We start from the raw sequence: 22,961 nt of genomic DNA, 5'->3' as shown, positions 1-22,961 counted from the left end.
GCGCGTTCGCCGCGATCAGCCCTGTTTGTACTCGACGCCCTTGCCGCCGTCGGGGTGTTCCCAGTGCGTGTCGGCGACGACGGCACAGGTGCCACACTCGACGCAGGGCTGGGTGTCGAGACTAACGAGGTGTTCCTCGCTCCCGTTGGTCTTGACGTGCTCGTCGCGGTAGCAGCCGCCGCCGAAGTCCTTCGCGCTGACCGGACAGGCGGTGACGGCCGTTCCCGACGCCTCGAAGCTGTTGTCCTGCAACAGGATGTGCGGGTCACCGACGTCGTAGGTCAGGTCGCCGATGCGGTCGTCGAGCTCCGGCGGCTCGACCGCGCTGTGGGCGTCGACGCGCTCGCCGAGCTCCTCCGCGATGATCGTCGGGATGGTGACGTACGGCGTCCGGGTGTCCGGCATCACCGCCATCATCCGCGGCGAGGAGAACAGGCGTTCGAGGATACCCGGTCCGAGGAGGTTGACGCCGGCGCGGCCGATGGCGGAGTCCGCCACGGCGTCGGTCACCTTCGAGATGGGACCGGCCTCAGCGAGTCTGCCGAGCGTGCGGTAGCTCCGCGGTCGGAGCTTCTCCATCACGCCCTCGTCGCGGAGCTTCTGTTCGTACAGTTGCCCGGCGGCGTGGGGGTCGTTCCTGGCTTTCGCGTCGACGAACGCCTCCGCAGCCAGCGCGCCCGCCGTGACGGCGTGGTTCATCCCTTTGATGATCGGCCCCTGGGCCTGCATCTGGCCGGCGGCGTCGCCGACCAGGACGAGCCGGTCCTGGTGTGGCGAGGGGTGGGCCGCCTTCTTCGAGTCCGGGACGAGTTTCGCGGAGTACTCCAGTTCCTCGTAGTCGTCGCCGAGCCACTGGGCCAGCAGCGGGTGCGTGAGCAGGTTGTCGAGCAGTTCGTGTGGTTCGGCTTCCTCCTCCGCGATGGAGTCGAGGTGGAAGACGGTCCCGATGGACAGCGAGTCCTCGTTCGTGTAGAGGAAGCCGCCGCCGCGGACGCCCTCGAACAGGTCGCCGGAGAAGAGGTGGGCGTGGCCCTCGTCGTCCTCGATACCGAAGCGCTCGTTGATCTCGGCCGGATCCATCTCGACGACGGCCTTGACCCCCTGGAACCACTCGTCGGGGTCCTCCCAGTCCATCAGTCCCGCGTCCCGGGCGAGTTCGGAGTTGACGCCGTCGGCGGCCACGACGAGGTCCGCCTTGATCGGGTCGAGTTCCGACGTCGTGACGCCGACGATCTCCCCATTCTCTCGCAGGAGTCCGTTCACGCGGACCTCGGTCAGCAGACCACCGCCGGTCTCCCGGGTCATCTCGTGGACCTGCTCCGCCAGCCAGGAGTCCATTTTCCGGCGAAGGACGGCGTCGGCCCACTCCGTGTCGCGGTGGTGCAGCGAGGAGATGTCGAAGCTCGCCACCTGGTCGCCAGCGACGTTGTGGATGTAGTTCTCCGTGGTGGGTCGCTCCGTCGCCTCCTCGCGGAAGTCGGGGAACAGGTCGTCGATGGTGTACGGCGAGGACTCCTCGGCGTAGACGAGTCCACCCGATACGTTCTTCGACCCGGCGTCGACGCCCCGCTCCAGGACCAGGGTCTCGACGTCGTTGTTGGCCAGTGCCGCTGCCGCCGCCGCGCCGCCGGGTCCGCACCCGACGACGACGGCCTCGTAGTGTTCGTAGTCGTCTGTCTCAGTCATCACTCGCCTCCTGCGCTACCGCGCTCAGTTCTCCCGCCTCGACGGCCTCGGTGAGGCGGGGCAACACTTCGAACAGGTCACCCTGGACGAAGTAGTCCGAGAAGTCCCTGATGTCGGCGTCCGGGTCGTTGTTGATGGCGATGATCGTGTCCGACTCGTCCATCCCGACCTTGTGCTGTATCGCACCCGAGATGCCGGCGGCGATGTAGACGTCCGGTTCGACGACCTGGCCGGACTCGCCGATCTGGCGATCCATGGTCACGTACTGTTCGACGTGGCCGGCGAACTGGTACGAGGCCGTGAGGACGCCGCGTGAAAAGCCCAGGTCGGCGTTCTCGAACTGGTCGACGAGGTCGACCCCGAGTTCGATACCCGCCGTCGGGTCGTCCCCGATACCGCGGCCGAGTGCGACGACGACGTCGTTACCAGTCAGGTCGACGCCCTCGTCTAGCTGGTCGGCCTCGAGAATCTCGACCTGGAACCACTCCTCGGGCAGGTCGATGTCGTGTTCGACGAGCTCGCCCTCGCGGTCGGGGTCCGGCTCGGGCAGGTCGAACGCACCGGGGATGACGCTGGCGCCCTGCGGGTGGAAGTCCCGGTGTGGCTTGTCGATACAGAGGATCGTCGAGTACTCGAACCCGGAGAAGTCGGGCCGTGGCATGTGGAGGACGCGCTCGAACTCTCTGGACTCGCCCGGCGTCCCGGTCTTGGCCGGGTTCGAAATCATCGCGTTCTCGATGTACAGGTCCGAGCAGTCGGAGGCGAGCCCCGAGTCGAGTTCCCCCTGGACGAGTGCCGAGAGGTCGCGGCCGTTGTTCGTCGCCGGGAAGACGTTGTACCGGGGTTCGTGGTAGTCGCGCCAATCGGTCTCGAAGTCCCGGCACATGTGCGCGTATATCTCGGTGTAGGGCTTGTGCCGGAAGCGTTCGAGGCGCTCGTCGTCGTGGTAGACGACGCGGTCGGCGCCGTAGGCGACGGCCTCCTCGGCCAGGCCCTCGACGTCGCTACCGATGACGACGGCGACGACGTCCTCGGGCTCGCCGTCCTCGTCGCCGCCGTAGGCCCCCTCGGCGTCCGAGTCGCTGTTGTACTCGTCCATCAACTCGCGGGCCTTCCCGAGCATCTCCTTCGAGACGTCGATCAGTTCGCCCTGCTGGGTCTCGCAGTAGACCCACATGTCCCGGTAGGTCTCTCCCGAAACGCCCTCGACGTACTGCTTGTCAGCGGTCGGATGGTCGAGGTCGGGGTACTTCTCCTCCGGCGGGACGTACTCGACTTCGGTCGGCTCCTCGTCGCCGCTCCCCTCGAGTGCGTCGATGCGGTTCTCGATCTGCTGTTTCGCGCCTTTCCGGTCGTTGCCGCCCGCCTCGCGCTCGAGCATGTCCTCGAGCACGTCGACGTCGTCGACGTCGCGGACGAGGTTCGCGACGTCGGCGATGGTCAGGTCGGTGAGGTCGACGGTCTCCGGGTCCACCGCCTCGTCGTCCGCCTCGAGCGTCTCGATCCGGCTCTCGATGAGCGTCTTGACAGGCTGGCGGTCCTCGCCGTCTTGCTCCAGGGCGAGCATCGCCTCGAGTTCGTCGACGTCGTCGATCTGGTTGACCTCCGGTCCGAGGTCCGCGATCTCGTGTTCGGTCGGGTCGATGTCGACCACGGTCAGTCACCCCCTGCGTACGGCGTGACCGCCTCGAGTACGTCGTTCATCCCCTCCTCGTCGCCGGGTTCGACCACCTGGGCCTCCCGTTCGGACGGGGCCTTCGGGATGGGATCGACGCCGGAGACGATGGTCGGAGAGCCGTCGAGACCGATGAAGTCCGGGTCCAGGTTGAGGTCCTCGTGGTTCCAGACCGTGACGTCCTCCTCGAGGTCTAGATCGTCCGCCCGCGCCTGGGTCTCCTCGCGCAAGTCCTTGTACGTCAGGCGCTGGCTGGCCGTCCGGTAGCTCGGCTCGAACTCGCCGTCGGTCACGACGAACGCCGGGAGGTCGGCCTCGACGGTCTCGATCTCCGAGACGTCACCTTCGACGAGTCGTTTCGCCCGCACGGTGCCGGCCTCCTCGTCGACGTCCATGGCGATGACGTGGGTGATCAGCGGTCGGTCGGCGAGGTTCTCGTTGATGTCGAAACACCAGTTGGTCTGTGGACCGGTGTGTCCGGTCTCCCCGTCAGCGGTCTTGAACCCGGCGACTATCAGGTCCGGCTCCTCGCCGAGGTGTTCGATGCCGGTGGCGATGGTCATCGCCGTCGCCCAGGTGTCGGCCGCCCCCATCTCGCGGTCCGAGAACAGGTAGAGGTCGTCCGCGTAGACGTCGCGCATCCCCTCCTCGAGAACCTCCTTGTACCCCGGTGGCCCCATGCTCATCAGCGAGACGGTCCCACCGTGGCGGACCCTGGTCTGGAGCGCTGCGCGGAGCGCCTGTTTGTCGTTCGGATTCATCACCGTCGGCGTCTTCCCGCGCTCGAGGTGGCCGTCCTCGTCGAAGGAGACCTGCCCCTCGCGGAAGTCGGGAACGCCTTTCGTCAGTACTACCGTGCGCATCGATATCAAATGCCTCGTGGGGAGTGGTGACTAACGGCTCGGTAATAGTCTTTTGTGCTCGTTTTCCGCTGAGAGGCCCTCGAATCGTCCCGGCGGACGGGTAGCAGTAGCTACCGAGCGGCGAACGGCGAGAAACAGATCCGCGTCAGATCCGGCCAGCGCGGCTCGGGTCGACGTCGATGGCGTCGACGGGACAGACGTCGACACAGAGCATGCAGTCGATGCACTGGTCCTCGTGGGTCGGGTCGGCCTTGATCTCCGACTCGGGGTGGCCGGGCGTGTCGACCCACTCGAAGACGTCGACCGGACAGTCCTCCAGGCACGCGCCGTCGGCAATGCAGATGTCGAAGTCGACGGCGACGTGGGTGCCGTGGATGCCCTGTTTCTCCTCGGTCGGGTCCTCACCGTCGGGCGTCCACACCCGATGCCCCTCGTGGCGCTCGACTTCCTCGTAGTTGTCCTCGAACTCCGGATCTATGGCCATTGATATCTAGACACAGAGACGGGAGCCTACTTAAGCTTTTGACAGGGGGTGTCGCTGGTCGTCGTGGCATCGGTCACAGTGTCGGTCGCCATCGTCGTAGCGTCGGTCACAGCCCTGGCGCCGTCAGAGGTGCGCGCCCAGGAACTCGGCGGTGAGTTCGACGGTCTCGTCGAAGGCGTCCGTCGGAAAGCCGTGGCCAGCGTCCTCGAGTGGTTCGAAGCGCGCCTCAGTGACCGAATCGAGGTCCCGGTAGAACAGGTCGGCCTGTTCGATCGGGAGCACGTCGTCCTCGGTTCCGTGAACCAGGAGCGTCGGGGGCGTCTCGAAGGTGGCCTGCCCGACCGGCGAGGCGAGATCGTAGGCCGTCGGCCGCTCCTCGCGAGCCCCACCGAGATAGTTCAGATGGGGTTCCGGGTCGTCGTCCCACCACTCGAAGTCGTAGACGCCGGCGTAGCCGACGACGGCCTGGAGCTCAGAGGAGACGCCGGGGTACACCTCCGGCTCGAAGCCCGGTTCGTCCGCCGTCACCGCGGCCAGCGACGCCAGGTTGGCGCCTGCCGACCAGCCCACGGCACCGATTCGACGTCCGTCCACGCCGTGGCCCTCGCCCTCCGACCGGAGCCACTCGATGGCGGCCTTCACGTCGACGAGCGCCGCCGGGAACGTCGCCTCGTCGGCCAGCCGATACTGGCACGTGGCGGTGACGTACCCGCGTCCGGCGAACTCGCGCGCGTACCGCTCTAGCTGGTCCTTGTCTCCCTCCACGAACGCGCCGCCGTGGACGAACAGTATCGTCGGACTTGGTCCCGATTCGACGGGCTCGAACAGGTCGACGTGGAGCGTCCGCTCTGGCGTCTCGTGGAACGGGAGGTCACGATGAACCGTGATTTCGTCTGGTGGCGGACTCATCTGTGGGATCAGGGATGTGCGTAGTAGGCGACGGCGGGGTCGCTCTCGAGGTCGTCGAGCCGTGCGAAACCGATCCGGACGAACTGGACCACGTCGTCGACGTCCGCGTCGACGATTCCGGGTTCGGCCACGCCGTCGACGTCCCCCTCCATCGTCCTGAGCCGAAGTCGGGGGCCGTCGGCCGGTGCCCAGTGGACGACGTCGACGTCACCGTCGCGGACGACGTCGATGTCGTCGCCGGTGAACTCCAGGGCGTCGCGGGTGTGGCGGACGCAACCGAACCCTTTCAGCCAGACGCGCTCGTCGTGAGCCGGCAGGTCGTCGCCCTCCAGCACGACAGCACCCGAAACCGGAATTTCGCGAGTGCCACGGTTCTCGTGGTCCGGGTGGACCGGCGGTTCGGCGACGTCGGGACCGCCGACGACCTGCCGTTCGACGAGGCCACCGGAGTCGGGGTCGTCACGGACGAAGAACGCCCGCGGAGCGCCGTCGTCGACGAGCTCCCGGTTGTTCGCGTAGATGGATGACATCGCCAGGTCGACGTTCGACGTGGAGGTGCCGAGTTCGACCATCGCGTCGACGATGGCCTCGCCGCGGATGCCACGCCGACGGAGGCTGGCGATGGTGGGCGCGCGCGGGTCGTCCCAGCCCGTCAGGTCGCCGGCCTCTATCAGTTCGATGATGGAAGAGGTCGACATCGGCACGTCGTAGGCGTCGATCTGGACGTGGCCCCAGTGCATGACCTCGGGGTACTCCCAGTCGAAGTAGTCGTAGACGAACCCCTGGCGCTTGGCCGAGTCCTGCAAGTCGATGCCACGGATGATGTGGGTGACGCCAGTGAGGTGGTCGTCGACGCCGCTCTGGAAGTCGAGCATCGGCCAGCAGCGGTAGTCGCTGGCTTCCTCGCGCGGGTGGGGCGTGTCGATCATCCGGAAGGCGACCCAGTCCCGTAGCGCCGGGTTCTTGTGCTCGATGTCGGTCTTCACCCTGAGCACCATCTCGCCGGAGCTGTACTCGCCATCGACCATGGCCTCGAACTCCTCGCGGATCGTCTCCTGGTCCTTGTCCCGGTGGGGACAGGGCTCGGCCGAGTTCTTCAGATCGGAGAAGGTCTCGCCCGAACAGGAACACGTGTACGCGCCGCCGAGTTCGATAAGTTCCCGCGCGTGCTCGTAATACGTCTCGACGCGGTCGCTCGCCTTGATGACCTCGCTCGGTTCGAAGCCGAGGTAGTCGATGGCGTCGAGGATCTGGTCGTAGGCGTCGAGGTCCGGCCGCTTGGTCTCCGGGTCGGTGTCGTCGAATCGACAGACGAACGAACCGTCGTAGCACTCGGCGTAGGTGCCGATGACCGCCGGCATCCGGGCGTGGCCGACGTGCCACGGACCGTTCGGGTTCGGGGCGACGCGCATCTTGATCTCGTCGTACGCCTCGACGTCCGGGAGGTCGGGGAGCGGGTGGTCCTCGCCCTCGTCCTCGCTCTCGAGTTCTTCGAGACGTTCGGGTGCGAGTTCGGCGAGGCGGTCGCGGCGTTCCTCGGCGGACATCCCGTTGACGCGTTCGATGACGGGCGCGACGATCCCCGGAATCTGGTCGCCGTGCTCGCGGAACTCGGGGTTCTGGCCCATCAGCGGCCCCATGATCGCCCCGACCTGCGCCTCGCTGTCGTGTTTGACCGCGTTGAGGAGCGCGTCGGCCTCGGCGGCTTCGCGCACGCGGTCTTTGAGATCGTCGTCCATTAGCGGAACCGTCGCCTGCCGGAGTGAAAACGGGTTCGGGTTCCGACGCGGGTCGAACGATCCGTCAAATCTCCGGAAACCGACGGCCGTGAACGGCCTTAGCATCCCCGTAACGATCGAAACGGTCGCCGAGCCGTCCGTGAAACAGTCGAAACTGTAGTGGAGAAACGAAACGAACGCAGTGAACTGATGCAACGACGTCCCCCGTTTATCTCGTCGCAGCGTGTCTGTTAGGATGCGTCCGGCGGTGGCCTTCCCACCCTGGGCCACCCTGCTGGACGCACGTGAGAGCGGATCGACCACCGCTGACGACATCGACCCTCCATCGACGCAGGGGTGAGTGATCTCGCTCGCAACGGGTACGGACGCTGCCTGACGAAGCCAGCGTGACCACTGACGAACACGACGGACCCGCAGAAAACGGGAGAGAACGGAACGACCGGGTGATTCAGTACTCGCGCTCGACCAGGTAGTCCGCGATACCTTCGAGCAGCCGTCGCGATTCGTTGTCGGGGAGCACTTTCAGCCGCCCCTTCCCGCTGTCGATGAGGTCGTGAGCCGTCTCGCGGGCGAATTCGATGCTGCCTGCGTCCTCGAGCTCTCCGACGGCGGCCTCGACTGCCTCCTCCGAGACCGTCTCGACGGAGTCGGCGTCGACCAGCGAGTCCACGTCGACGCCCTGCTGGCGCGCGTGGAGTGTGATGATCGTCTGCTTGTTCTCGACGAGGTCGGAGCCGCGCTGCTTGCCGAGTTTCTCAGAGGGCGTCGTCAGGTCGAGCAGGTCGTCCTGGATCTGGAACGCGCGGCCGACGTCGAGGCCGTAGCCGTGGACCGCCTCGACCGTCTCGTCGTCGGCGCCGAGCAACATTGCAGGGATGGCCGCCGAAGCGCCGTACAACACGGCGGTCTTCAGTTCGACCATCTCCAGGTACTCCTCGGTCGTCACCTCGTCGGCCTGTTCGAACGCGATGTCGAAGGACTGGCCCTCGCAGATCTTGGTACACGAAGAGGCGAGTTCCGAGACCGCAGCTACGGAGCGTTCGGCCTCCGCCCCGGTCTCCAGGATGTTCTCGAAGGCCTTCGAGTACAGCGTGTCGCCGGCGAGGATGGCCGTCGAGAGGTCGTACTCGCGGTGGACAGACGGAACGCCCCGGCGCAGGTCGTCGTCGTCCATGATGTCGTCGTGGATCAGCGTGAACGACTGGATGGTCTCGACGGCGACGGCCGCGGCCATCACGTCCACGTCGTCCCCGTCCAGCGTCGGGAACGAGCGGTAGTCCTCGGAGAGTGGTTCGACATCGGCCAGCGCCTCGGCGACGAGCAGGAACATCGTCGGTCGGAGCCGCTTCCCACCCGCGTCCAGCAGGTAGCGCGCCGCTTCGTAGAGCTTCTCCGGTCGCGTGACCGGGAGCTCCTCCGGTATCGCGTCGTTGACCCGCTCGCGACGGGCGACGATGGCGTCTTCGACCTGCTGTTGAAGTTCTGTCATCCTACTCGGTGAGCTTGATCATGTTCCCGTTCTGGGTCACGTGGAGGTCACGGCCGAGTTCGTAGCCCTGGCTGGAACAGAGGTCCACGTACGGCGCGAACCCTTTCATGTCCTGGTGGGCCGGGATGATGTTCTGTGGCTGGAGCGCGTCGATCATCTCGTAGTGGCCCTCCTCGCGGAGGTGCCCGGAGACGTGGATGTCGTCGTAGATACGCGCGCCCTGCATGCCGAGCAGTTTCTCGGACTGGTAGCGCTGGCCCTCGTTCGTGGGCTCCGGGATGACCCGGGCGGAGAAGATGACCTTGTCGCCGTTCTCGAGTTCGTACGGCGTCTCGCCACGGCCCATCCGGGTGAGCATGGCGCGCGGTTCGCCCTGGTGGCCGGTGACGATGGGCAGGAAGTTCTCCTTCCCGTCGTTCATGATCCGCTTGAACGTCCGGTCGACGGACTTGCGGTGGCCGTACATGCCCAGGTCCTCCGGGAACTCGACGAAGTCGAGTCGCTCGGCGGTGCCGGAGTACTTCTCCATCGAGCGGCCGAGCAGCACCGGCTGGCGGCCGATGTCGTCGGCGAACTCGACGAGGGACTTCACGCGGGCGATGTGGGAGGAGAACGTGGTAGCGACGATACCGCCGTCGTAGTCCTCGACGCTCGTCATGACGTCCTTGAGGTGGCGACGGGCGACGGACTCGGAGGGGGTGCGGCCCTTCCGGCCGGCGTTGGTACAGTCCTCGATGTAACAGAGGACGCCTTCGCCCTCGCGACCGATCTCGCGGAAGCGCTTCATGTCGATAGGGTCGCCGATGACCGGCGTGTGGTCCATGCGCTTGTCCAGGCCGTAGACGACCGCGCCCTCGGGCGTGTGGAGTACGGGGTTGATCGCGTCGATGATCGAGTGCGTGACGTTGACGAACTCCAGTTCCGTCCGCTCGCCGATCTGCATCGTCTCGCCGGCGGACATCTTCTGGAGGTCGTTCTGGACGCCGAACTTCTCCTCGCCCTTGATCTGCTGTTTGACGAGTTCGATGGTGAACGGCGTGGCGACGATGGGCGCGTCGTAGCGGTGTGCCAGCTTGGAGATGGCGCCGATGTGGTCGAGGTGACCGTGGGTCGGCACGATGGCCTTGACGTCGCCCTCCAGTTCGGACATGACGCGGTCGTCCGGGATGGCGCCCATGTCGATGAGGTCGAGCGAGTGCATCCGCTCGGTCTCGACGTTGTCGTGAATCAGTACCTTCGAGAGGTTCAGGCCCATGTCGAAGACGACCACGTCGTCTCCGGCACGGACTGCCGTCATCTGTCGGCCGACCTCTTCGTAACCGCCGATTGTCGCGATTTCGACTTCCATGGTTGTAGGTCCGAGGGAAGCCGTCCGCCTGCGGGGGAGTCCGACGCTACGACAGTGGACGGGTCGGTGCGCGTTGCACGCGACGCGTCCACCGAACTCGGAGGCCGTCCGGGTCGACCCGTAGCCCCCGAGTCGTTCGCTTGGGCCGGGGATCCGGTGATCCCCGTGACGGAAGCGTCCGTCGTCCGCCGGCCGTCTCCCGCATCCACGGACGGCCGTGCGCTCGGTTACGAAGGGCTACGTGGGCGGGTGATAAAAACGCTGGTGGTTCCGGCGACGGAAATTTCCACCGGCCAGGAGCGGCCAGATTCGACGGGACAGATCCGGAAAACAGCGAACCGTCGCGTGGTTCAGTCGCCGCCCGAGAGCCGATCTCCGAGCGGGTCGTCGTCGCCATCGACTTCGAACGACGACACGCCCTCGTCGGCGAGGGTCAGGTCGTCGTCTTCGTCATCTTCGTCGACTGCAGGAGTCGCACCGTCGTCGTCGCCGGTTTCGTCCGGCTCCGGTTCGGCAACGTTGGGTTCGTCCTGCGCGAATAGACCGTCAGAGCCGTCGTCGTCCGGGAGGTCGACAGCGTCCGTCGGCTCACTGGCGGCGGGTTCGGTCTGGCCGACGTCCGTCGTCTCCCGTTCCGTCTCGATGCCGTTCCCGTCGGAAGCGCTCTGGACGTCGTCCCACGTTCTGACCTCGTCTTCGGGCTGGGACTCGACGTCGGCGACTGCGGTTTCGTCCTCTGGCGTGTGCGCCGTTCCGTCGGCCGGCGTCTCGTCTGTCGACTGTTCGAACTCTGCCGGGTCTGGCGGCGTCCACTCGGCGCGGTCCTGGTCTTCGACACCGGTAGAACCCTCACCAGTAGAGACGCCGTCGTCACCGGCCGCGGTGTCGGCGGACGCCGCTTGCTCCGCCGGAATCCCCTCCTGACGAGTCCCGGTCGCGTACTTCGAGTCAGTCCAGTCACCGGAGGGGGAGGACTCGTCGACGAAATCGTCGGCGTGAGGGTGGCTCTCGACGTCCGCGCGCGACGGGGACGACACAGCGTCGTCAGCGGGCTGCTGGCCCGAATCGTCAGCGGTAGACGGTTCGTCGATACCAGGCTGTGCACCGGGCGCTGCAGGAGCGTTCGACTCTGCAGCCGGGCGATTTCCAGCGACGCCGTCGTCGACGGGTCGGTCCGTCGCCGGATCATCGGCGACAGTCCCGGTACTGTCTCCGCCGTCGAGGGGCGTCTCTTCGGCATCCGCGGCGACCGCGGGCTGGTCAGCGTCGATGGATTCCGCGTCCTCGCCGGTCGCCGTTTCCTCGTCGGTATCGTTCTCGTCGGCCGCGTCCTCGCTGGTCGCGTCCTCGCTGGTCGACGCCGTCGACGCTGCACTCGACGCGACGGCGACGGCCACCGCGTCCGCGAGCAGTTTGTGCACGAGGCCGAACAGCCCCGAGAGGCCGACGACGACACCGAGCAGTGCGAGTACCGCACCCGCGATGGCGCTTCCCGTCGCGAGAGACCCGAGTGACGGAGCCGCCAGATTCAGGCCGGCAGTCGCCGCCAGCGCCACACCGGCGGCGACGAGAACGCCGGCCGCCACGACGACGGCGACGAGGTATCCCAGAAATTTGGCCCCGTACGTGAACACGCCGGGGAGCCCTACAGCTACCATGTCTGTGACAATCACCAACGTCGGTCAAATATGTTACGCCCGCTCGACCGACTTACCGTGTCTCGATGGTCGTTCCCGGCGACTCGCCGGCGACGAAGGCGTCCAGGGCGTCGGGAGCGAAAATCTGGGCCGGGACCCCCAGCTCCAGGAGGGCGCGGACCTTCCCCGCCATCCCCCCGGTGACGTCCGTCGCGTCACTCGCACCGAGGACGTCGGCGACCTCGTCGAAGGACCCGATCCGGTCGACGACGGCGTCCTCACCGTCAAGCACGCCGGGGACGGTCGAACAGACGCCCACCCGGGTTGCCCCCACTGCTGGAGCGAGTTCGACGACGAGTTCGTCCCCCGAGAGGACGGTGACGCCCTCGCCGGCGTGGACGACGCCGTCGCCGTGGAGCACCGGGACGAACCCCTCGTCGAGCATGCCCGTTATCTGCGCAGTCGGGAGCGAGAGGTCGCCGTCGCTGTCCCTGGACGCGGCCGAGAGCGGGTGGACTGGCAACGCCGGGACGTCTTCGTCCTGGAGCGCGTCCACCACGACCCGGTTCAGCTCGACCATCGCGCCGTGGATGGCCAGTGCGTCGCCAGCGTTCCCGGTTCCCTCGTCCGTACTTACTCCGTGTTCCGCCGCGTGGTGGTGCCCGAAGCTCCCACCGCCGTGGACGACGACCAGAGACCCGTCGAACGCGGCGAGGGCGCGCGCGGCGTCCGCGAGGGCGTCGACGTCGACGGTCTCCCGTTCCGTCTTCTCCGTGACGACGCTCCCGCCGAGTTTGACGACGAGTGTCTCGTTCTCGGAGGACCGGCCGGCACTCGGTCCAGTCATTCGATCCGGACCCCTTCCGTATCGAGTTCGGCTCTGAACGCGTCTTCGCAGCCAGGCGTGTAGCTCAGCGCGGTTAGAGCGTCCTCGCTCTCGTCGAGGGCGACGATGCAGCCACCGCCGCCCGCGCCCGTCAGTTTCGCCCCGAGCGCGTCTGCGTCGCGAGCGGCCCAGACCATGCTGTCGAGCGAGCGCGAGGAGACCCCCAGCGCGGAGAGCAACCCGTGATTGAAGTTCATCAACCGGCCGACTTCCTCGACGTCACCCTCGACGAGTGCGCGTTCGCCCTGCCGGACGAGGTCGCCGATGGCGGTGACGGTGTCCGCAGCGAAGTCGTAACGGTCTTTGACGTCTCGGACCCCGGCCACGAGCGCGCCCGTGTCTCCGGCGCCGCCGTCGTATCCCACGACGAGCGGGAGGTTGTCGACGCCGTCGATAGTCCGGCAATCGTCTCCCTCGACGCGAACGGCGCCGCCCATCGCCGAGCAGAACGTATCCGCACGGGAGGCCTCGCCCTGCTGGACGGCGTGTTCGACCTGGTACGCCCTTGCGGCGACCTCCCGGGCATCCAGTTCGACGCCGAGTTCCGCCGTCGCGGCCCTGATAGCGGCCACGGCGACGGCCGCAGACGAGCCCAGCCCCGCCCCGAGCGGAATGTCGCCCTCGACGGTGATATCGAAGCCCGCCTCCGGCGCGCCAGCGGCCTCCCTGGCCTGTTCGATGGCCTCGTTCACGTAGCCCATGCCCGCGTCCACGAGCGAGTCCGAGACGTCGACGTCAGGCCTGTCGTCGTCCGAACTGTCGTACTCGACCGTGAAGCCGTCGATGGTGAGGTCCTGCAGGTTGACGCGGACCCCTTCCTCGCGTTCCTCGACGGTCACCTGCGCCCGACGCTCGATTGCGCAGGGCACCGCCGGTTCCCCGTAGACGACCGCGTGCTCCCCGAACAGATACACCTTGGCGGGAGCGCTCGCTGTTACCATGGGCGCTCCTGTGTTGCGAGGGGGTTAGGCGTTTTCGGGTGCAGGTCGGGGCGCGACCGAAGGGAGCGGCCCGACGAACGAGCGAACGGCGAACGCAGTGAGCCGTGAGCCGCGGACGAGCCTGGCCGAAGGGAAGGGTCGTCGTCTGAGCGAACGGGGAGCAAAGCGAGCGTTACCGACCATATTCCGCGACCCGCGCCACCGGGTCGAGGTCCCAGGTCGTGTTCGCGCGTATCCAGACGCCGACGAGACCACCGAGTGCGCTCAGACCGACCGTGTACAGCAGGAACAGTAGCGCGACGATGGCCAGATAGAGGTCGTACGCCGGCGAGGACGGCGGGACGCCGAAGCCGAGCCACTCGACGACGGCGAACGCGGCCGCGAAGAGGAGGTCCAGCGGGATCGCGGCGGCGACGCCGGCGGCGGTTCCGACGCCGAGTCCCCACAGGTAGCCCCCGTTGCGACGCGACGCGGCCGCGGCACCGCCGAGCACCGACGAGAACGGGACGAACGAGAAGGCGACGGTGATAGCCGCGCCGACGCCGACGGCCACGAGCGCGCTATCGCGGTTCATTCACAGGTCGAGGTCCGTGTCGTACTTGACGTAGTTACCGACCCAGCCGCCGAGCGTGCTGAGACCCACCATGACGGCGGTGACAGCGAGTACGAAGACGGCGACGAAGGTGAAACTGAACAGTCCCAGGCCGATACCGTCCATTCCGGGACCCATCCCAAGCAGGAGCGACCCGAAGATTCCGAAGACGAGCAGGCCCAGGAGCGCCCCGGGAACGACGGCGATGAGGCCCGAGATGAATCCGACTCGAATCCCGTCCGAGCGCGTGCCACCCTCGAGATAGCCCGCGACGGCGCCGCCGAGGAGCGGCGCTATCGGGACGACCATACTCCCCACGACGGAGACGACGGCACCGACGACGGCGTTGACGAGCGTCGCGCCTTCTTCCATGGTGTATTGTTGCCGTGGCAGGCAGAAATGCGTTCCTCCCTCAACAGCGGCTCCTCGCTCGGCTTCGACCACGTGTCGGATCGTTCCGATCGACGTTCCAGTGACTCGTCGGTGAGCGACGGGTCAGTGAACGGCCGGAACGCGGTGGCTCGTCGAGACGCCGAGACGGACGTACCAGCCGGTCGGCGGAAGCGGACGGCGAAAAGTGACGAAGTGGCGCGCGAATTAGAGGTCGCTCTCGAAGTCCTCGAGGCCGTAGACGGTGTCGGAGCCGCGGCGGTCGAGGGTCTCGTTGGCGAGCAACCAGTAGACGACGGAGAGGGCCTTGCGACCCTTGTTGTTCGTCGGGACCACGAGGTCGACGTTCGACGTCGTGTTGTTGGAGTCGCACATCGCGATGACCGGGATGCCAACCGTGATGGCCTCCTTGACGGCCTGGGAGTCACCGATGGGGTCGGTGACGACCACGACGTCCGGTTCGATGTAGCCGTCGTAGTCGGGGTTGGTCAGCGTGCCCGGGATGAAGCGACCGGTGCGGGCGCGGGCGCCCACGGACTCGGCGAACTTCTCGGCCGGGAACCGACCGTACTGGCGCGAGGAGGCGACCAGAATCTGTTCGGGCTGGTAGTTGGCCAGGAAGTCCGCTGCGGTGCGGATTCGCTGGTCCGTCATCGAGACGTCCAGCACGTAGAGACCGTCGGTCCGGACGCGGTGGATGAACCGCTCCATGTCCTTGGTCTTCTGCTGGGTCCCGATGTGGACCCCGGCGCCGAGGTACTCCTCGACGGGGATGAGGAGGTCCGCCTCTTCGTCGGGCATGACGTCCTCGTCCAGGCTGGGGCCTGACTCGGGCTCCTCGATCTCTTGTTCGGCCTCGGCGTCGGCCTCGTCGGCCTCGGCGTCGGCGGGCGCTTCCTCGGTGTCTGGGGTCTCCTCGGCGTCCGGCGTCTCCTCGACGACCTCCTCGTCGGCCGCGTCGGCCGATTCGTCGTCGGGTTCTGACGCGTCGAGACCCTCGTTTTCGTTGCCGCTCATACAGCGTTGTCCTCGATTCGGATCAGTTCGTTCAGCTTGGCGGTGCGCTCGCCCCCGACCGCGCCCGTCTTGATGAACGGGGCCGCGGTCGCGGTGGCGAGGTGTGCGATGGTCGTGTCCTCGGTCTCGCCCGACCGGTGAGAGACGACCGGTTCGTAGCCGTTCTCCACGGCGAGTTCGATGGCGTCGACCGTGTCGGTCAGCGTGCCGATCTGGTTGGGCTTGATGAGGATGCTGTTGCCCGCACCCTGCTGGATGCCCTGGGAGAGCCGTTCGACGTTCGTGACGAACAGGTCGTCCCCGCAGACCAGCGTCTGGTCGCCGACGCGCTCGGTCAGTTCCGCGAACGCCTCGTAGTCGTTCTCGTCGAGGGGGTCCTCGACGTAGACGAGGTCGTACTCCTCGACGAGGTCGGCGATGTAGTCGATCTGTTCCTCGGTGGAACGGACCTCGTCACCGTAGACGTAGCCGTCCTCGTCTTCGTCGTACAGTTCGGCGCCGGCGACGTCCAGGCCGAACTGGATGGCGAAGCCGACGTCGTCCGCGACACTCTCGACGGCCTCGTCGACGATTTCGAAGGCCTCGGCGTCGTCGATGGACGGCGCCCAGGCGCCCTCGTCGCCCTTGCCGGCGGCGATGCCACGCTCTCCCAGAATGTCGTGGACCTCCTGGTGGACCGCGGCGTTGGCGAAGATCGCCTCGGAGACGCTCGGGGCCCCGATGGGCGCCGAGAGGAACTCCTGGATGTGCGTCGCGTCGGCGGCGTGCTCGCCGCCCCCGACGACGTTGCCCAGCGGGGTCGGGAGCTCGTTGCCCCGGAACGTCCCGCCGAGGTGCTGGAACAGCGGCGCGCCGAGGACGTCGGCGCCCGCCTTCGCAGCGGCCACCGAGATGGCGACGGCGCTGTTGGCGCCGATGCCGGAGAAGTCGTCCGTGCCGTCGGCGGCGTGGAGCGCCGCGTCGACGTCGCGCTGGTTGCCGGCGTGGACCTCACCGACGAGCCGCGGGATCGCGTCCTCGCGGGCGTTGGCGATGGCCTCGCTGGCCGGCAGTTCGATGGCCTCGTACTCGCCGGTGCTCGCGCCGCTCGGGGCCTTGCCGCGTCCGAAGCCGCCCGACTCCGTCAGCACGTCGGCCTCGACGGTCGCGTTGCCGCGGGAGTCGAGGACGCGCCGGAGTCGGACGTCGGTGATCAGCGTCATTGGTTCTCGCCTCGTCGGACGGTGAAGGGCAGGACGCCAGCGTCGTACTCCTCGGCCGCGATGAGGATCGGCTGGGTCTGGTCGGAGTCGATGAGGACGGGCGCACCGTAGGCGACCTGCAGCGCTCGTGCCCCGATAATCCGCGCCTTCTCGTAGCGATTTTCCTGCGCCATCATTGATACGGTGCCACGATGTCGACCAGGTCCTTGTGCGAGACGAGCATCCGGCGACAGCAGTGGCGTTCGACGCCGAGTTCGTCGAGGACCATCTCGGGGTCCTCCGGGTCCTCGGCCTCGCGGGTGCGTGCCTTGAATTCTTCCCAGTGCTCGCCGACGACGTTGCCGCACGTGAAACACCGGACCGGTACCATCATATCATATCACCTTAGCGGTAGGATTTCTGGTAGCGGGCCCGCGCGCCGGGGCCGCCCCACTTCTTGGATTCGGACTGGCGAACGTCGTTGACCAGCAGCGAACGGTCGAACTCCATGAACGCGTCGCGGAGTTCGGCGTCGTTCGTGTGGTCGACGAGGGCGCGTGCGATGGCGGTGCGGGCCGCGTCGGCCTGCCCCATCACGCCGCCGCCCTCGACGTCGACGTCGACGTCGACCGTCTCTCGAAGCTCGTCGTCCGCGATGCGGAACGGTTCGAGCATCTTGAGCTGTGCCAGCTCCGGCTCGACCAGTTCGACCGGCCGGGAGTCGACGCGTACGCGGCCCTCGCCGTCGCTGATCGTCGCGCGGGCGATGGCCGTCTTCTTCTTGCCAGAGGTGTTCGTTACCATGTTACGTTCGCTCCGATAGATTCGCTGACGTCTCCCAGCGAGACGAACTTGATGTTCGACAGTCGGTCGAGCGAGGTGTCCTCGAGAACCTCCGCCTCGTGGTCGTCGTCGCCCTCGTAGGGGTTGCCGACGTAGACGCGGACGTTCTCGAAGGCCTCGCGGCCGCGGGGTTTCTTGTGTGGCACCATGCCGCGGATGGACCGCTTGAAGATGCCGTCCGGTCGCTTCGGGTAGTACGGTCCGCGGTCAGAGCCGATCTCCCGTCGCTTCTGGAACTTCGCGACGACGTCGTCCTCGCTGCCCGTGATGACGGCCTGCTCGGCGTTGACCACGGCGACGCGGTCTCCGTCGAGCGCGCGCTGGGCGACGTTCGAGGCGACGCGACCGAAGATGCAGTCGCGGGCGTCGACGACGAGGTCGGCGTCGAATTCGGCGACGCTCATCGGATCACCCGTACCTGCGAGCCTTCGGGGTTGTTTTCGATTGCCTGTTCGAGTGATACGGCATCTCCGACCTGGTCGATCTTCTGCTCGGCGGTCCCGGAGAAGTCGACGGCTGCGACGGTGACGTCCTTCTGCAGGACGCCGGAGCCGAGCACCTTGCCCGGCACGACCACGGTCTCGTCCTCCCGGGCGTAGCGCTCGATGCGCCCCAGGTTGACTTCCGCGTGGGTTCGCCGCGGCTTTTCGAGCCGCTGTGCGATGTCGCCCCAGACGTCGCCGCCCTGACTGCGGGCGGCCGACTTCAGGTCGGCGATGAGACTACTGAGTCTCGGATTGGTCTTGCTCATGACGTTCCTCCTGTGGAAAAGTGCAGGGAGCAGGATTTGAACCTGCGGACCCCTACGGGACAGCGCCCTGAACGCTGCGCCGTTGGCCAGACTTGGCTATCCCTGCGCGTAGTAGTTCGTTCTGGATGCCCCCTAAAACCGCTTTCGGTCCTCACGCTAGAGCCGTGGGGCGTCGCGGTCATCGGTGCGGTGGGGGCAGGGGTCATTCTCGCTTACAGCTGGACTGCTTCGCGCAGTTCGTCCGCGCGGTCGCGAATCGACTCGACGGCGCGGAGGGTCAGTTCGTCCACGGTGAAAGAGCCGTCAGTCTCGACGTGGAACACGAACGCGTTCTCGACGTCGGTGACTTCCAGTTCCTTCCCTGGATAGCGGTTCGTGAGGTCGTTGCCGAACTCGTCGGTGAGGATCAACTCACCGTCGTCCTCGATAACGCCTCGCAAGATGTGGGGTTCCTCGTCCTCGAACTCGCCCTTGTCGCCGACGACCTCCACCTGCTGGAGGTGCCGGTAGCCGACCGCGACGCCGCCCTGATGCTTGGCGTGTTCGCGGCCGCGATCGAGGACGGCGTCGGCCTCGACTTCGAGGCGCTGGCCGTCTTTCAGGTCGATGATCGGGACGTTTTCGTCGGCCGGCTGGACGTAGTCGTCGCTGGTGACCAGGTCACCCGAGTAGGCCGTCTCCGGCCCCTCGACGTCGATGGACAGCGTGACCTCGTCGCCGACCTCGAAGTCGCCGAGATCGGTCGTCAGCGGGACGAGTCCCAGCCGAAGGCCGATCTGTTCGTCAAACATGACACTCGAGTTCTCGATGACGCGGACGGTGTCGACGCTGAACGTCGGCACGTCAGCGACCATCGCCCGGCGGATTCCGTTAGCGAACGCGGGCGTGATGCCGCGCACGAGGAACCGGGCCTCGCGGTCGGTGCGTTCGACGAACTCGACTTCGTATTCTCCAGCCATAGGTCAGAATCCTGCGTTCTTGGGACCGCGGGTCCCGTCGTGGGGGATCGGGGTCACGTCCTCGATGCGGCCGATCTCGAGGCCGGCGCGTGCCAGCGCCCGGATCGTCGCCTGTGCACCAGGGCCGGGGGACTTCTGCTGGTTCCCACCGGGGCCACGCACGCGAACGTGCACGCCCTCGACGTTCTGGGCCTTGGCCTCCTCGGCCACGACCTCGGCCATCTGCATCGCCGCGTACGGCGACGCCTCGTCACGGTTCTGCTTGACGACCGTCCCGCCGCTGGACTTGGCCAGCGTCTCGGCGCCCGTCTGGTCCGTGATGGTGATGATGGTGTTGTTGAACGATGCGTACACGTGGGCGATGCCCCACTTGTCGTCCTGGGATTCGCTCATTCTTGGTCCTCCGCCCGGGCGGGGTGCAGTTCGTCCGCCAGCGAGCTGTTTTCGTCGAAGCCGAGTTCACCTTCCTCGTCGACTTCGACCGTCTTTCCCGGTCGCGTGACGCGGGCGTCGCCGACCGTAATGTGGCCGTGCGTGATGAACTGTCGCGCCTGGTCGGGCGTGTTGCCCAGACCCTTGCGGTACGCGACGGTCTGGAGACGGCGCTCCAGGACGTCAGTCACGTCGAGCGACAGGACGTCGTCGAGCGCGTCCTGTTCGTCGAGAACGCCGTAGCGCTGGAGACGGGCCAGGAACTCGTCGGCCTCGTCCGCTGCGCCCTCGCCCTCGGCACGACCCAGGAGCTTCCGGGCCTCGCGGCGGTAGCCACGAAGCTCGGACTGGGCGCGCCAGAGCTCTTCCTTGTTCTTCAGGCCGTAGCGGCCGACGAGGTTGGACTCGTCGGCGATGCGCTCGCCCTGGTAGGGGTGGTTCGGCGTCTCGTAGAACTTGGTGTTGCTACCGAGCGCCATTATTCGTCACCCTCCTCGCCTGCTGCTTCTTCCTCGGCCATGTCCTCTTTGATGGCCTCGACGTTGACGCCGATGGTACCCTCCGTACGACCGGTGGACTTGGTGCGCTGCCCGCGGACCTTCTGGCCGCGCTGGTGGCGAACGCCCTTGTAGGAGTCGATCATCTGCATCCGGTTGATGTCCTGGCGACGCTGCATCTGCAGGTCGTTACCGACCTCGTGGGTCGTCTCACCGGTGTAGAAGTCGTTCTGGTGGTTAGCGAGCCATTCCGGGACCTCGTCAGCGTAGCCCTGCACGAGGTCGACGATCGTGTCGACCTCGTCGTCCTCGAGCCGGCCGAGCGTGGCCTGGCGGTCGATCCCCGACTTCTCGGAGATGATCCGCGCGGCACGTCGCCCGATGCCGTTCATGTCTGTGAGGGCTCGCTCGACACTCTTCGTGCCGTCGAGGTCCGTCTGTCCGATACGGACGAAGTAGCGGATGTCCTCCTCCTCATCCGCTTCCTCTTCCGTGTTCTCGGGTTCTTCTGCACTCATGTGTTGTTGTGTTGTGAGCGTCGTGGCGGGGATTCGAACCCCGGAGGCTGTACGCCACAGAGTTAGCAACCCTGCGCCTTGGGCCAGGCTTGGCTACCACGACACTTCGGCGTGCGTCCAACGGACACACAGTCGGTTGTACTCGCGCCCGCTCGTACGGACTCGGGACCCGACGCCCCTACACGAGTTGTGTCAGTAACTCCAAGGCCCCCGTATTTAAACGCAACGAAACGCCCGATCGGGCGTGAACCACTTGCACGCGGGGAGACAAGGGTCGGGTATGGCGCCCACCGTGGTCGATCCCACAGACAGAGCGGCACTCGCCGAAGCGCTCGAACAGTTCGCCGACGCCGTCACGGAACGGGACGACGGGACGCTCGTCGCCGAATTCGGTGCCACCGCGCACTTCGCCGTTGAACCGGACGGCAGCGTCGACGCTGGGATGCCGCTCCACGAGTTCGACGGGCCCGCCGACACGATCGCCTTCGACCACGACGCCGGTTCCGTCGACGTCGAGTTCGACGCTGACTCTCGGGCGGTCGTCTACACCTTCCGTCGACCCTGAGCGGCATCGAACCATCGACACGTGACCCCATCGAAGTCGTCGTACGCACGTCACAATCCTTTTCGCCGGCCGACTACCTACCCTACTCCATGAACGAAGCGGACGTACGCGAGCGCCTGCGCGTGGTCGACGATCCTGACCTCGGGGACGACATCGTCTCTCTCGGTCTGGTCAACGAGGTTGAAATAGGGGACGATTCCATCGACATCGACCTCGCGCTGGGCGCGCCCTACTCTCCCACCGAGAGCGCCATCGCCGCCGACGTGCGGCAAGCGCTCGACGACACGGGGAAACAGATCAACCTCACTGCGACCGTCGACCGCGGCGTCGACCCCGAGGACCAGGTCCTCCCGGGCGTCAAGAACATCATCGCCGTCGCCTCCGGGAAAGGCGGGGTCGGCAAGAGCACCCTCGCCGTCAACCTCGCCGCGGGACTCTCCCAGATGGGGGCCCGCGTCGGCCTCTTCGACGGTGACATCTACGGCCCCAACGTCCCCCGGATGCTCGACGCCGACGAACACCCGAAGGCCACGGAGGACGACGAGATCGTCCCGCCCGAGAAGTACGGAATGAAGCTCATGAGCATGGACTTCCTGCTGGGCGAGGACGACCCGGTCATCTGGCGCGGCCCGATGGTCCACAGCGTCCTCACCCAGCTCTGGGAGGACGTCATCTGGGGCAGTCTCGACTACATGATCGTCGACCTCCCGCCGGGCACGGGCGACACGCAACTCACCTTGCTCCAGAGCGTCCCCGTCTCCGGCGCTGCCATCGTCACGACGCCTCAGGACGTCGCCCTCGACGACGCCCGGAAGGGACTCCAGATGTTCGGTCGTCACGACACCCCCGTGCTCGGGGTCGTCGAGAACATGTCCACCTTCCACTGCCCGGACTGCGGGTCCGACCACGACATCTTCGGCAGCGGCGGCGGCCGCGACTTCGCCGAGGAGACGGAGATGCCGTTCCTCGGCGAGATTCCCCTCGATCCGTCGGTCAGGGAGGGCGACAACGGGAAACCGATGGTCCTCGAGGAGGACAGCGAGACCGGCGAGGCGTTCCGCCAGTTCGTCTACCGGACGGCGAACAACCAGGGCATCGTCCACCGAAAGCGTCACTCAGACCGCGCCAAAGTCGAACAGTAGCCGCGGTCAGATCGACCGAGAGAGTCACCACTCGCCGAGATTCGTACGAACGAGCGAACTGCGAGAAGACAGAACTTACGCTTCGACCGTCGCGCCCTGCTTGCTGGTGACGTAGCCCGCGATGCGGTTGCGAACGCCCTTGGACTCGATGTTCGTCAGCTCCGTGACGACGTCCTTGTTGTGCTCGAAGTCGTCGCCGAAGGCGTCGGGGTATCGCTCCATCAGGATCTTGGCCGTCTTCTTGACGTACGCCGGTTTGATTGCCATGTGGGAGAGTTTCCTCGTTGGCCCCTAAAAGGATTCGAATCGGACTGGCCGAGTGCGGACGTTTATCACGGAAGACGGGGCCAGCACGCGACGTGAGCTGAGAATCGCTCCGCAGTGGCCAGCGATAGCGCGACACACCACTGCGGAGTA

At 66.6% G+C, this 22,961-nt stretch carries 26 protein-coding genes, 2 tRNA genes and 1 pseudogene; 2 read left to right on the top strand and 27 right to left on the bottom strand.

What is annotated here, in order from left to right; all coding sequences use genetic code 11:
• Nucleotides 1-15: 15 nt before the first annotated feature.
• From BM337_RS14015 to BM337_RS13890, 26 genes and pseudogenes are all read right to left on the bottom strand, one after another.
• A complete protein-coding gene (locus BM337_RS14015) occupies nucleotides 16-1,686 on the bottom strand; it encodes an FAD-dependent monooxygenase (RefSeq protein ID WP_089817277.1) in 1,671 nt (556 codons plus the stop codon).
• Nucleotides 1,679-3,340, bottom strand: coding sequence for an electron transfer flavoprotein subunit alpha/FixB family protein (locus tag BM337_RS14010; RefSeq protein ID WP_089817276.1), 1,662 nt, complete (start codon nucleotides 3,338-3,340; stop codon nucleotides 1,679-1,681). Before BM337_RS14010 ends, BM337_RS14015 begins: the two co-directional genes overlap by 8 nt.
• A 2-nt stretch (nucleotides 3,341-3,342) precedes the next feature.
• On the bottom strand, nucleotides 3,343-4,224 hold the full coding sequence (locus BM337_RS14005) for an electron transfer flavoprotein subunit beta/FixA family protein (RefSeq protein ID WP_089817275.1): 882 nt from the start codon (nucleotides 4,222-4,224) through the stop codon (nucleotides 3,343-3,345).
• Nucleotides 4,225-4,369: 145 nt separating this feature from the next.
• The gene (locus BM337_RS14000) at nucleotides 4,370-4,708 is read right to left on the bottom strand and encodes a 4Fe-4S dicluster domain-containing protein (protein WP_089817274.1); all 339 of its coding nucleotides are present in this window, start codon (nucleotides 4,706-4,708) and stop codon (nucleotides 4,370-4,372) included.
• A gap of 123 nt (nucleotides 4,709-4,831) precedes the next feature.
• A pseudogene (locus BM337_RS13995) lies at nucleotides 4,832-5,644 on the bottom strand (alpha/beta fold hydrolase); the annotation flags it as partial.
• A complete protein-coding gene (locus BM337_RS13990) occupies nucleotides 5,626-7,356 on the bottom strand; it encodes a glutamate--tRNA ligase (RefSeq protein WP_089817272.1) in 1,731 nt (576 codons plus the stop codon). The pseudogene BM337_RS13995 and the gene BM337_RS13990, both read right to left, overlap by 19 nt.
• 448 nt (nucleotides 7,357-7,804) lie before the next feature.
• The gene (gene idsA3 / locus BM337_RS13985; RefSeq protein WP_089817271.1) at nucleotides 7,805-8,845 is read right to left on the bottom strand and encodes a geranylfarnesyl diphosphate synthase; all 1,041 of its coding nucleotides are present in this window, start codon (nucleotides 8,843-8,845) and stop codon (nucleotides 7,805-7,807) included.
• Between the two features lies 1 nt (nucleotide 8,846).
• A complete protein-coding gene (locus tag BM337_RS13980; protein ID WP_089817270.1) occupies nucleotides 8,847-10,193 on the bottom strand; it encodes a ribonuclease J in 1,347 nt (448 codons plus the stop codon).
• 350 nt (nucleotides 10,194-10,543) lie between these two features.
• A complete protein-coding gene (locus tag BM337_RS13975) occupies nucleotides 10,544-11,851 on the bottom strand; it encodes a midas domain-containing protein (RefSeq protein ID WP_143117724.1) in 1,308 nt (435 codons plus the stop codon).
• 52 nt (nucleotides 11,852-11,903) lie between these two features.
• Nucleotides 11,904-12,677, bottom strand: coding sequence for an isopentenyl phosphate kinase (locus tag BM337_RS13970; RefSeq protein ID WP_089817268.1), 774 nt, complete (start codon nucleotides 12,675-12,677; stop codon nucleotides 11,904-11,906).
• Nucleotides 12,674-13,657 (bottom strand): mevalonate kinase, encoded by a 984-nt coding sequence (gene mvk / locus BM337_RS13965; protein WP_089817267.1) that lies wholly within the window; start codon nucleotides 13,655-13,657, stop codon nucleotides 12,674-12,676. Before mvk ends, BM337_RS13970 begins: the two co-directional genes overlap by 4 nt.
• Before the next feature lie 172 nt (nucleotides 13,658-13,829).
• Entirely contained in the window at nucleotides 13,830-14,231 is a 402-nt protein-coding gene (locus BM337_RS13960) for a DUF5518 domain-containing protein (protein ID WP_089817266.1), read from the bottom strand.
• A complete protein-coding gene (locus tag BM337_RS13955) occupies nucleotides 14,232-14,621 on the bottom strand; it encodes a DUF5518 domain-containing protein (RefSeq protein WP_089817265.1) in 390 nt (129 codons plus the stop codon). It lies immediately after the preceding gene.
• 225 nt (nucleotides 14,622-14,846) lie between these two features.
• A complete protein-coding gene (rpsB, locus tag BM337_RS13950) occupies nucleotides 14,847-15,656 on the bottom strand; it encodes a 30S ribosomal protein S2 (RefSeq protein WP_089817264.1) in 810 nt (269 codons plus the stop codon).
• Nucleotides 15,653-16,858 (bottom strand): phosphopyruvate hydratase, encoded by a 1,206-nt coding sequence (gene eno, locus BM337_RS13945; RefSeq protein WP_089817263.1) that lies wholly within the window; start codon nucleotides 16,856-16,858, stop codon nucleotides 15,653-15,655. The genes rpsB and eno overlap by 4 nt, the downstream gene beginning before the upstream one ends.
• On the bottom strand, nucleotides 16,855-17,034 hold the full coding sequence (locus BM337_RS13940; RefSeq protein ID WP_089817262.1) for a DNA-directed RNA polymerase subunit K: 180 nt from the start codon (nucleotides 17,032-17,034) through the stop codon (nucleotides 16,855-16,857). The genes eno and BM337_RS13940 overlap by 4 nt, the downstream gene beginning before the upstream one ends.
• A complete protein-coding gene (locus BM337_RS13935) occupies nucleotides 17,031-17,231 on the bottom strand; it encodes a DNA-directed RNA polymerase subunit N (RefSeq protein ID WP_089817261.1) in 201 nt (66 codons plus the stop codon). Before BM337_RS13935 ends, BM337_RS13940 begins: the two co-directional genes overlap by 4 nt.
• 11 nt (nucleotides 17,232-17,242) lie before the next feature.
• Nucleotides 17,243-17,641, bottom strand: coding sequence for a 30S ribosomal protein S9 (locus BM337_RS13930; protein WP_089817260.1), 399 nt, complete (start codon nucleotides 17,639-17,641; stop codon nucleotides 17,243-17,245).
• Nucleotides 17,635-18,084: a 50S ribosomal protein L13 gene (locus BM337_RS13925; RefSeq protein WP_089817259.1), complete on the bottom strand. Its 450-nt coding sequence runs from the start codon at nucleotides 18,082-18,084 to the stop codon at nucleotides 17,635-17,637. The genes BM337_RS13930 and BM337_RS13925 overlap by 7 nt, the downstream gene beginning before the upstream one ends.
• Complete coding sequence (locus tag BM337_RS13920) at nucleotides 18,081-18,431, bottom strand: 50S ribosomal protein L18e (RefSeq protein WP_089817258.1); 351 nt, start codon at nucleotides 18,429-18,431, stop codon at nucleotides 18,081-18,083. Before BM337_RS13920 ends, BM337_RS13925 begins: the two co-directional genes overlap by 4 nt.
• A gap of 21 nt (nucleotides 18,432-18,452) precedes the next feature.
• Nucleotides 18,453-18,537 (bottom strand) — tRNA-Leu (locus tag BM337_RS13915).
• 106 nt (nucleotides 18,538-18,643) lie between these two features.
• A complete protein-coding gene (locus tag BM337_RS13910) occupies nucleotides 18,644-19,390 on the bottom strand; it encodes a DNA-directed RNA polymerase subunit D (RefSeq protein WP_089817257.1) in 747 nt (248 codons plus the stop codon).
• Nucleotides 19,391-19,393: 3 nt separating this feature from the next.
• The gene (locus BM337_RS13905) at nucleotides 19,394-19,783 is read right to left on the bottom strand and encodes a 30S ribosomal protein S11 (RefSeq protein WP_089817256.1); all 390 of its coding nucleotides are present in this window, start codon (nucleotides 19,781-19,783) and stop codon (nucleotides 19,394-19,396) included.
• The gene (locus BM337_RS13900; RefSeq protein WP_089817255.1) at nucleotides 19,780-20,301 is read right to left on the bottom strand and encodes a 30S ribosomal protein S4; all 522 of its coding nucleotides are present in this window, start codon (nucleotides 20,299-20,301) and stop codon (nucleotides 19,780-19,782) included. Before BM337_RS13900 ends, BM337_RS13905 begins: the two co-directional genes overlap by 4 nt.
• Nucleotides 20,301-20,837, bottom strand: a complete 537-nt coding sequence (locus BM337_RS13895) for a 30S ribosomal protein S13 (protein WP_089817254.1) — start codon at nucleotides 20,835-20,837, stop codon at nucleotides 20,301-20,303. The genes BM337_RS13900 and BM337_RS13895 overlap by 1 nt, the downstream gene beginning before the upstream one ends.
• 18 nt (nucleotides 20,838-20,855) lie before the next feature.
• Nucleotides 20,856-20,940, bottom strand: a tRNA-Ser gene (locus tag BM337_RS13890).
• Nucleotides 20,941-21,117: 177 nt separating this feature from the next.
• On the opposite strand from BM337_RS13890, the gene BM337_RS13885 reads away from it, so the two are divergent.
• Nucleotides 21,118-21,402: a hypothetical protein gene (locus BM337_RS13885; protein WP_089817253.1), complete on the top strand. Its 285-nt coding sequence runs from the start codon at nucleotides 21,118-21,120 to the stop codon at nucleotides 21,400-21,402.
• A gap of 89 nt (nucleotides 21,403-21,491) precedes the next feature.
• Nucleotides 21,492-22,544, top strand: coding sequence for an Mrp/NBP35 family ATP-binding protein (locus tag BM337_RS13880; protein ID WP_089817252.1), 1,053 nt, complete (start codon nucleotides 21,492-21,494; stop codon nucleotides 22,542-22,544).
• A 75-nt stretch (nucleotides 22,545-22,619) separates the two neighbouring features.
• Here the strand turns inward: BM337_RS13880 and BM337_RS13875 are convergent, their stop codons facing one another.
• The gene (locus BM337_RS13875; RefSeq protein ID WP_089817251.1) at nucleotides 22,620-22,811 is read right to left on the bottom strand and encodes a 30S ribosomal protein S17e; all 192 of its coding nucleotides are present in this window, start codon (nucleotides 22,809-22,811) and stop codon (nucleotides 22,620-22,622) included.
• Nucleotides 22,812-22,961 lie beyond the last annotated feature (150 nt).

The sequence above is a fragment of the Halomicrobium zhouii genome (genome assembly GCF_900114435.1).
GTDB classification, from domain to species: domain Archaea; phylum Halobacteriota; class Halobacteria; order Halobacteriales; family Haloarculaceae; genus Halomicrobium; species Halomicrobium zhouii.
This window is presented reverse-complemented; position numbering and strand designations above follow the sequence as displayed.

What these genes read in the sequence shown, in the direction of transcription:
- BM337_RS14015 (WP_089817277.1), bottom strand. Translation starts at nt 1,686, where the DNA reads ATGACTGAGACAGACGACTACGAACACTACGAGGCCGTCGTCGTCGGG.
- BM337_RS14005 (WP_089817275.1), bottom strand. Translation starts at nt 4,224, where the DNA reads ATGCGCACGGTAGTACTGACGAAAGGCGTTCCCGACTTCCGCGAGGGG.
- BM337_RS14000 (WP_089817274.1), bottom strand. Translation starts at nt 4,708, where the DNA reads ATGGCCATAGATCCGGAGTTCGAGGACAACTACGAGGAAGTCGAGCGC.
- BM337_RS13990 (WP_089817272.1), bottom strand. Translation starts at nt 7,356, where the DNA reads ATGGACGACGATCTCAAAGACCGCGTGCGCGAAGCCGCCGAGGCCGAC.
- idsA3 (WP_089817271.1), bottom strand. Translation starts at nt 8,845, where the DNA reads ATGACAGAACTTCAACAGCAGGTCGAAGACGCCATCGTCGCCCGTCGC.
- BM337_RS13980 (WP_089817270.1), bottom strand. Translation starts at nt 10,193, where the DNA reads ATGGAAGTCGAAATCGCGACAATCGGCGGTTACGAAGAGGTCGGCCGA.
- BM337_RS13975 (WP_143117724.1), bottom strand. Translation starts at nt 11,851, where the DNA reads ATGGTAGCTGTAGGGCTCCCCGGCGTGTTCACGTACGGGGCCAAATTT.
- BM337_RS13970 (WP_089817268.1), bottom strand. Translation starts at nt 12,677, where the DNA reads ATGACTGGACCGAGTGCCGGCCGGTCCTCCGAGAACGAGACACTCGTC.
- mvk (WP_089817267.1), bottom strand. Translation starts at nt 13,657, where the DNA reads ATGGTAACAGCGAGCGCTCCCGCCAAGGTGTATCTGTTCGGGGAGCAC.
- BM337_RS13960 (WP_089817266.1), bottom strand. Translation starts at nt 14,231, where the DNA reads ATGAACCGCGATAGCGCGCTCGTGGCCGTCGGCGTCGGCGCGGCTATC.
- BM337_RS13955 (WP_089817265.1), bottom strand. Translation starts at nt 14,621, where the DNA reads ATGGAAGAAGGCGCGACGCTCGTCAACGCCGTCGTCGGTGCCGTCGTC.
- rpsB (WP_089817264.1), bottom strand. Translation starts at nt 15,656, where the DNA reads ATGAGCGGCAACGAAAACGAGGGTCTCGACGCGTCAGAACCCGACGAC.
- eno (WP_089817263.1), bottom strand. Translation starts at nt 16,858, where the DNA reads ATGACGCTGATCACCGACGTCCGACTCCGGCGCGTCCTCGACTCCCGC.
- BM337_RS13940 (WP_089817262.1), bottom strand. Translation starts at nt 17,034, where the DNA reads ATGATGGCGCAGGAAAATCGCTACGAGAAGGCGCGGATTATCGGGGCA.
- BM337_RS13935 (WP_089817261.1), bottom strand. Translation starts at nt 17,231, where the DNA reads ATGATGGTACCGGTCCGGTGTTTCACGTGCGGCAACGTCGTCGGCGAG.
- BM337_RS13930 (WP_089817260.1), bottom strand. Translation starts at nt 17,641, where the DNA reads ATGGTAACGAACACCTCTGGCAAGAAGAAGACGGCCATCGCCCGCGCG.
- BM337_RS13925 (WP_089817259.1), bottom strand. Translation starts at nt 18,084, where the DNA reads ATGAGCGTCGCCGAATTCGACGCCGACCTCGTCGTCGACGCCCGCGAC.
- BM337_RS13920 (WP_089817258.1), bottom strand. Translation starts at nt 18,431, where the DNA reads ATGAGCAAGACCAATCCGAGACTCAGTAGTCTCATCGCCGACCTGAAG.
- BM337_RS13910 (WP_089817257.1), bottom strand. Translation starts at nt 19,390, where the DNA reads ATGGCTGGAGAATACGAAGTCGAGTTCGTCGAACGCACCGACCGCGAG.
- BM337_RS13905 (WP_089817256.1), bottom strand. Translation starts at nt 19,783, where the DNA reads ATGAGCGAATCCCAGGACGACAAGTGGGGCATCGCCCACGTGTACGCA.
- BM337_RS13900 (WP_089817255.1), bottom strand. Translation starts at nt 20,301, where the DNA reads ATGGCGCTCGGTAGCAACACCAAGTTCTACGAGACGCCGAACCACCCC.
- BM337_RS13895 (WP_089817254.1), bottom strand. Translation starts at nt 20,837, where the DNA reads ATGAGTGCAGAAGAACCCGAGAACACGGAAGAGGAAGCGGATGAGGAG.
- BM337_RS13885 (WP_089817253.1), top strand. Translation starts at nt 21,118, where the DNA reads ATGGCGCCCACCGTGGTCGATCCCACAGACAGAGCGGCACTCGCCGAA.
- BM337_RS13880 (WP_089817252.1), top strand. Translation starts at nt 21,492, where the DNA reads ATGAACGAAGCGGACGTACGCGAGCGCCTGCGCGTGGTCGACGATCCT.
- BM337_RS13875 (WP_089817251.1), bottom strand. Translation starts at nt 22,811, where the DNA reads ATGGCAATCAAACCGGCGTACGTCAAGAAGACGGCCAAGATCCTGATG.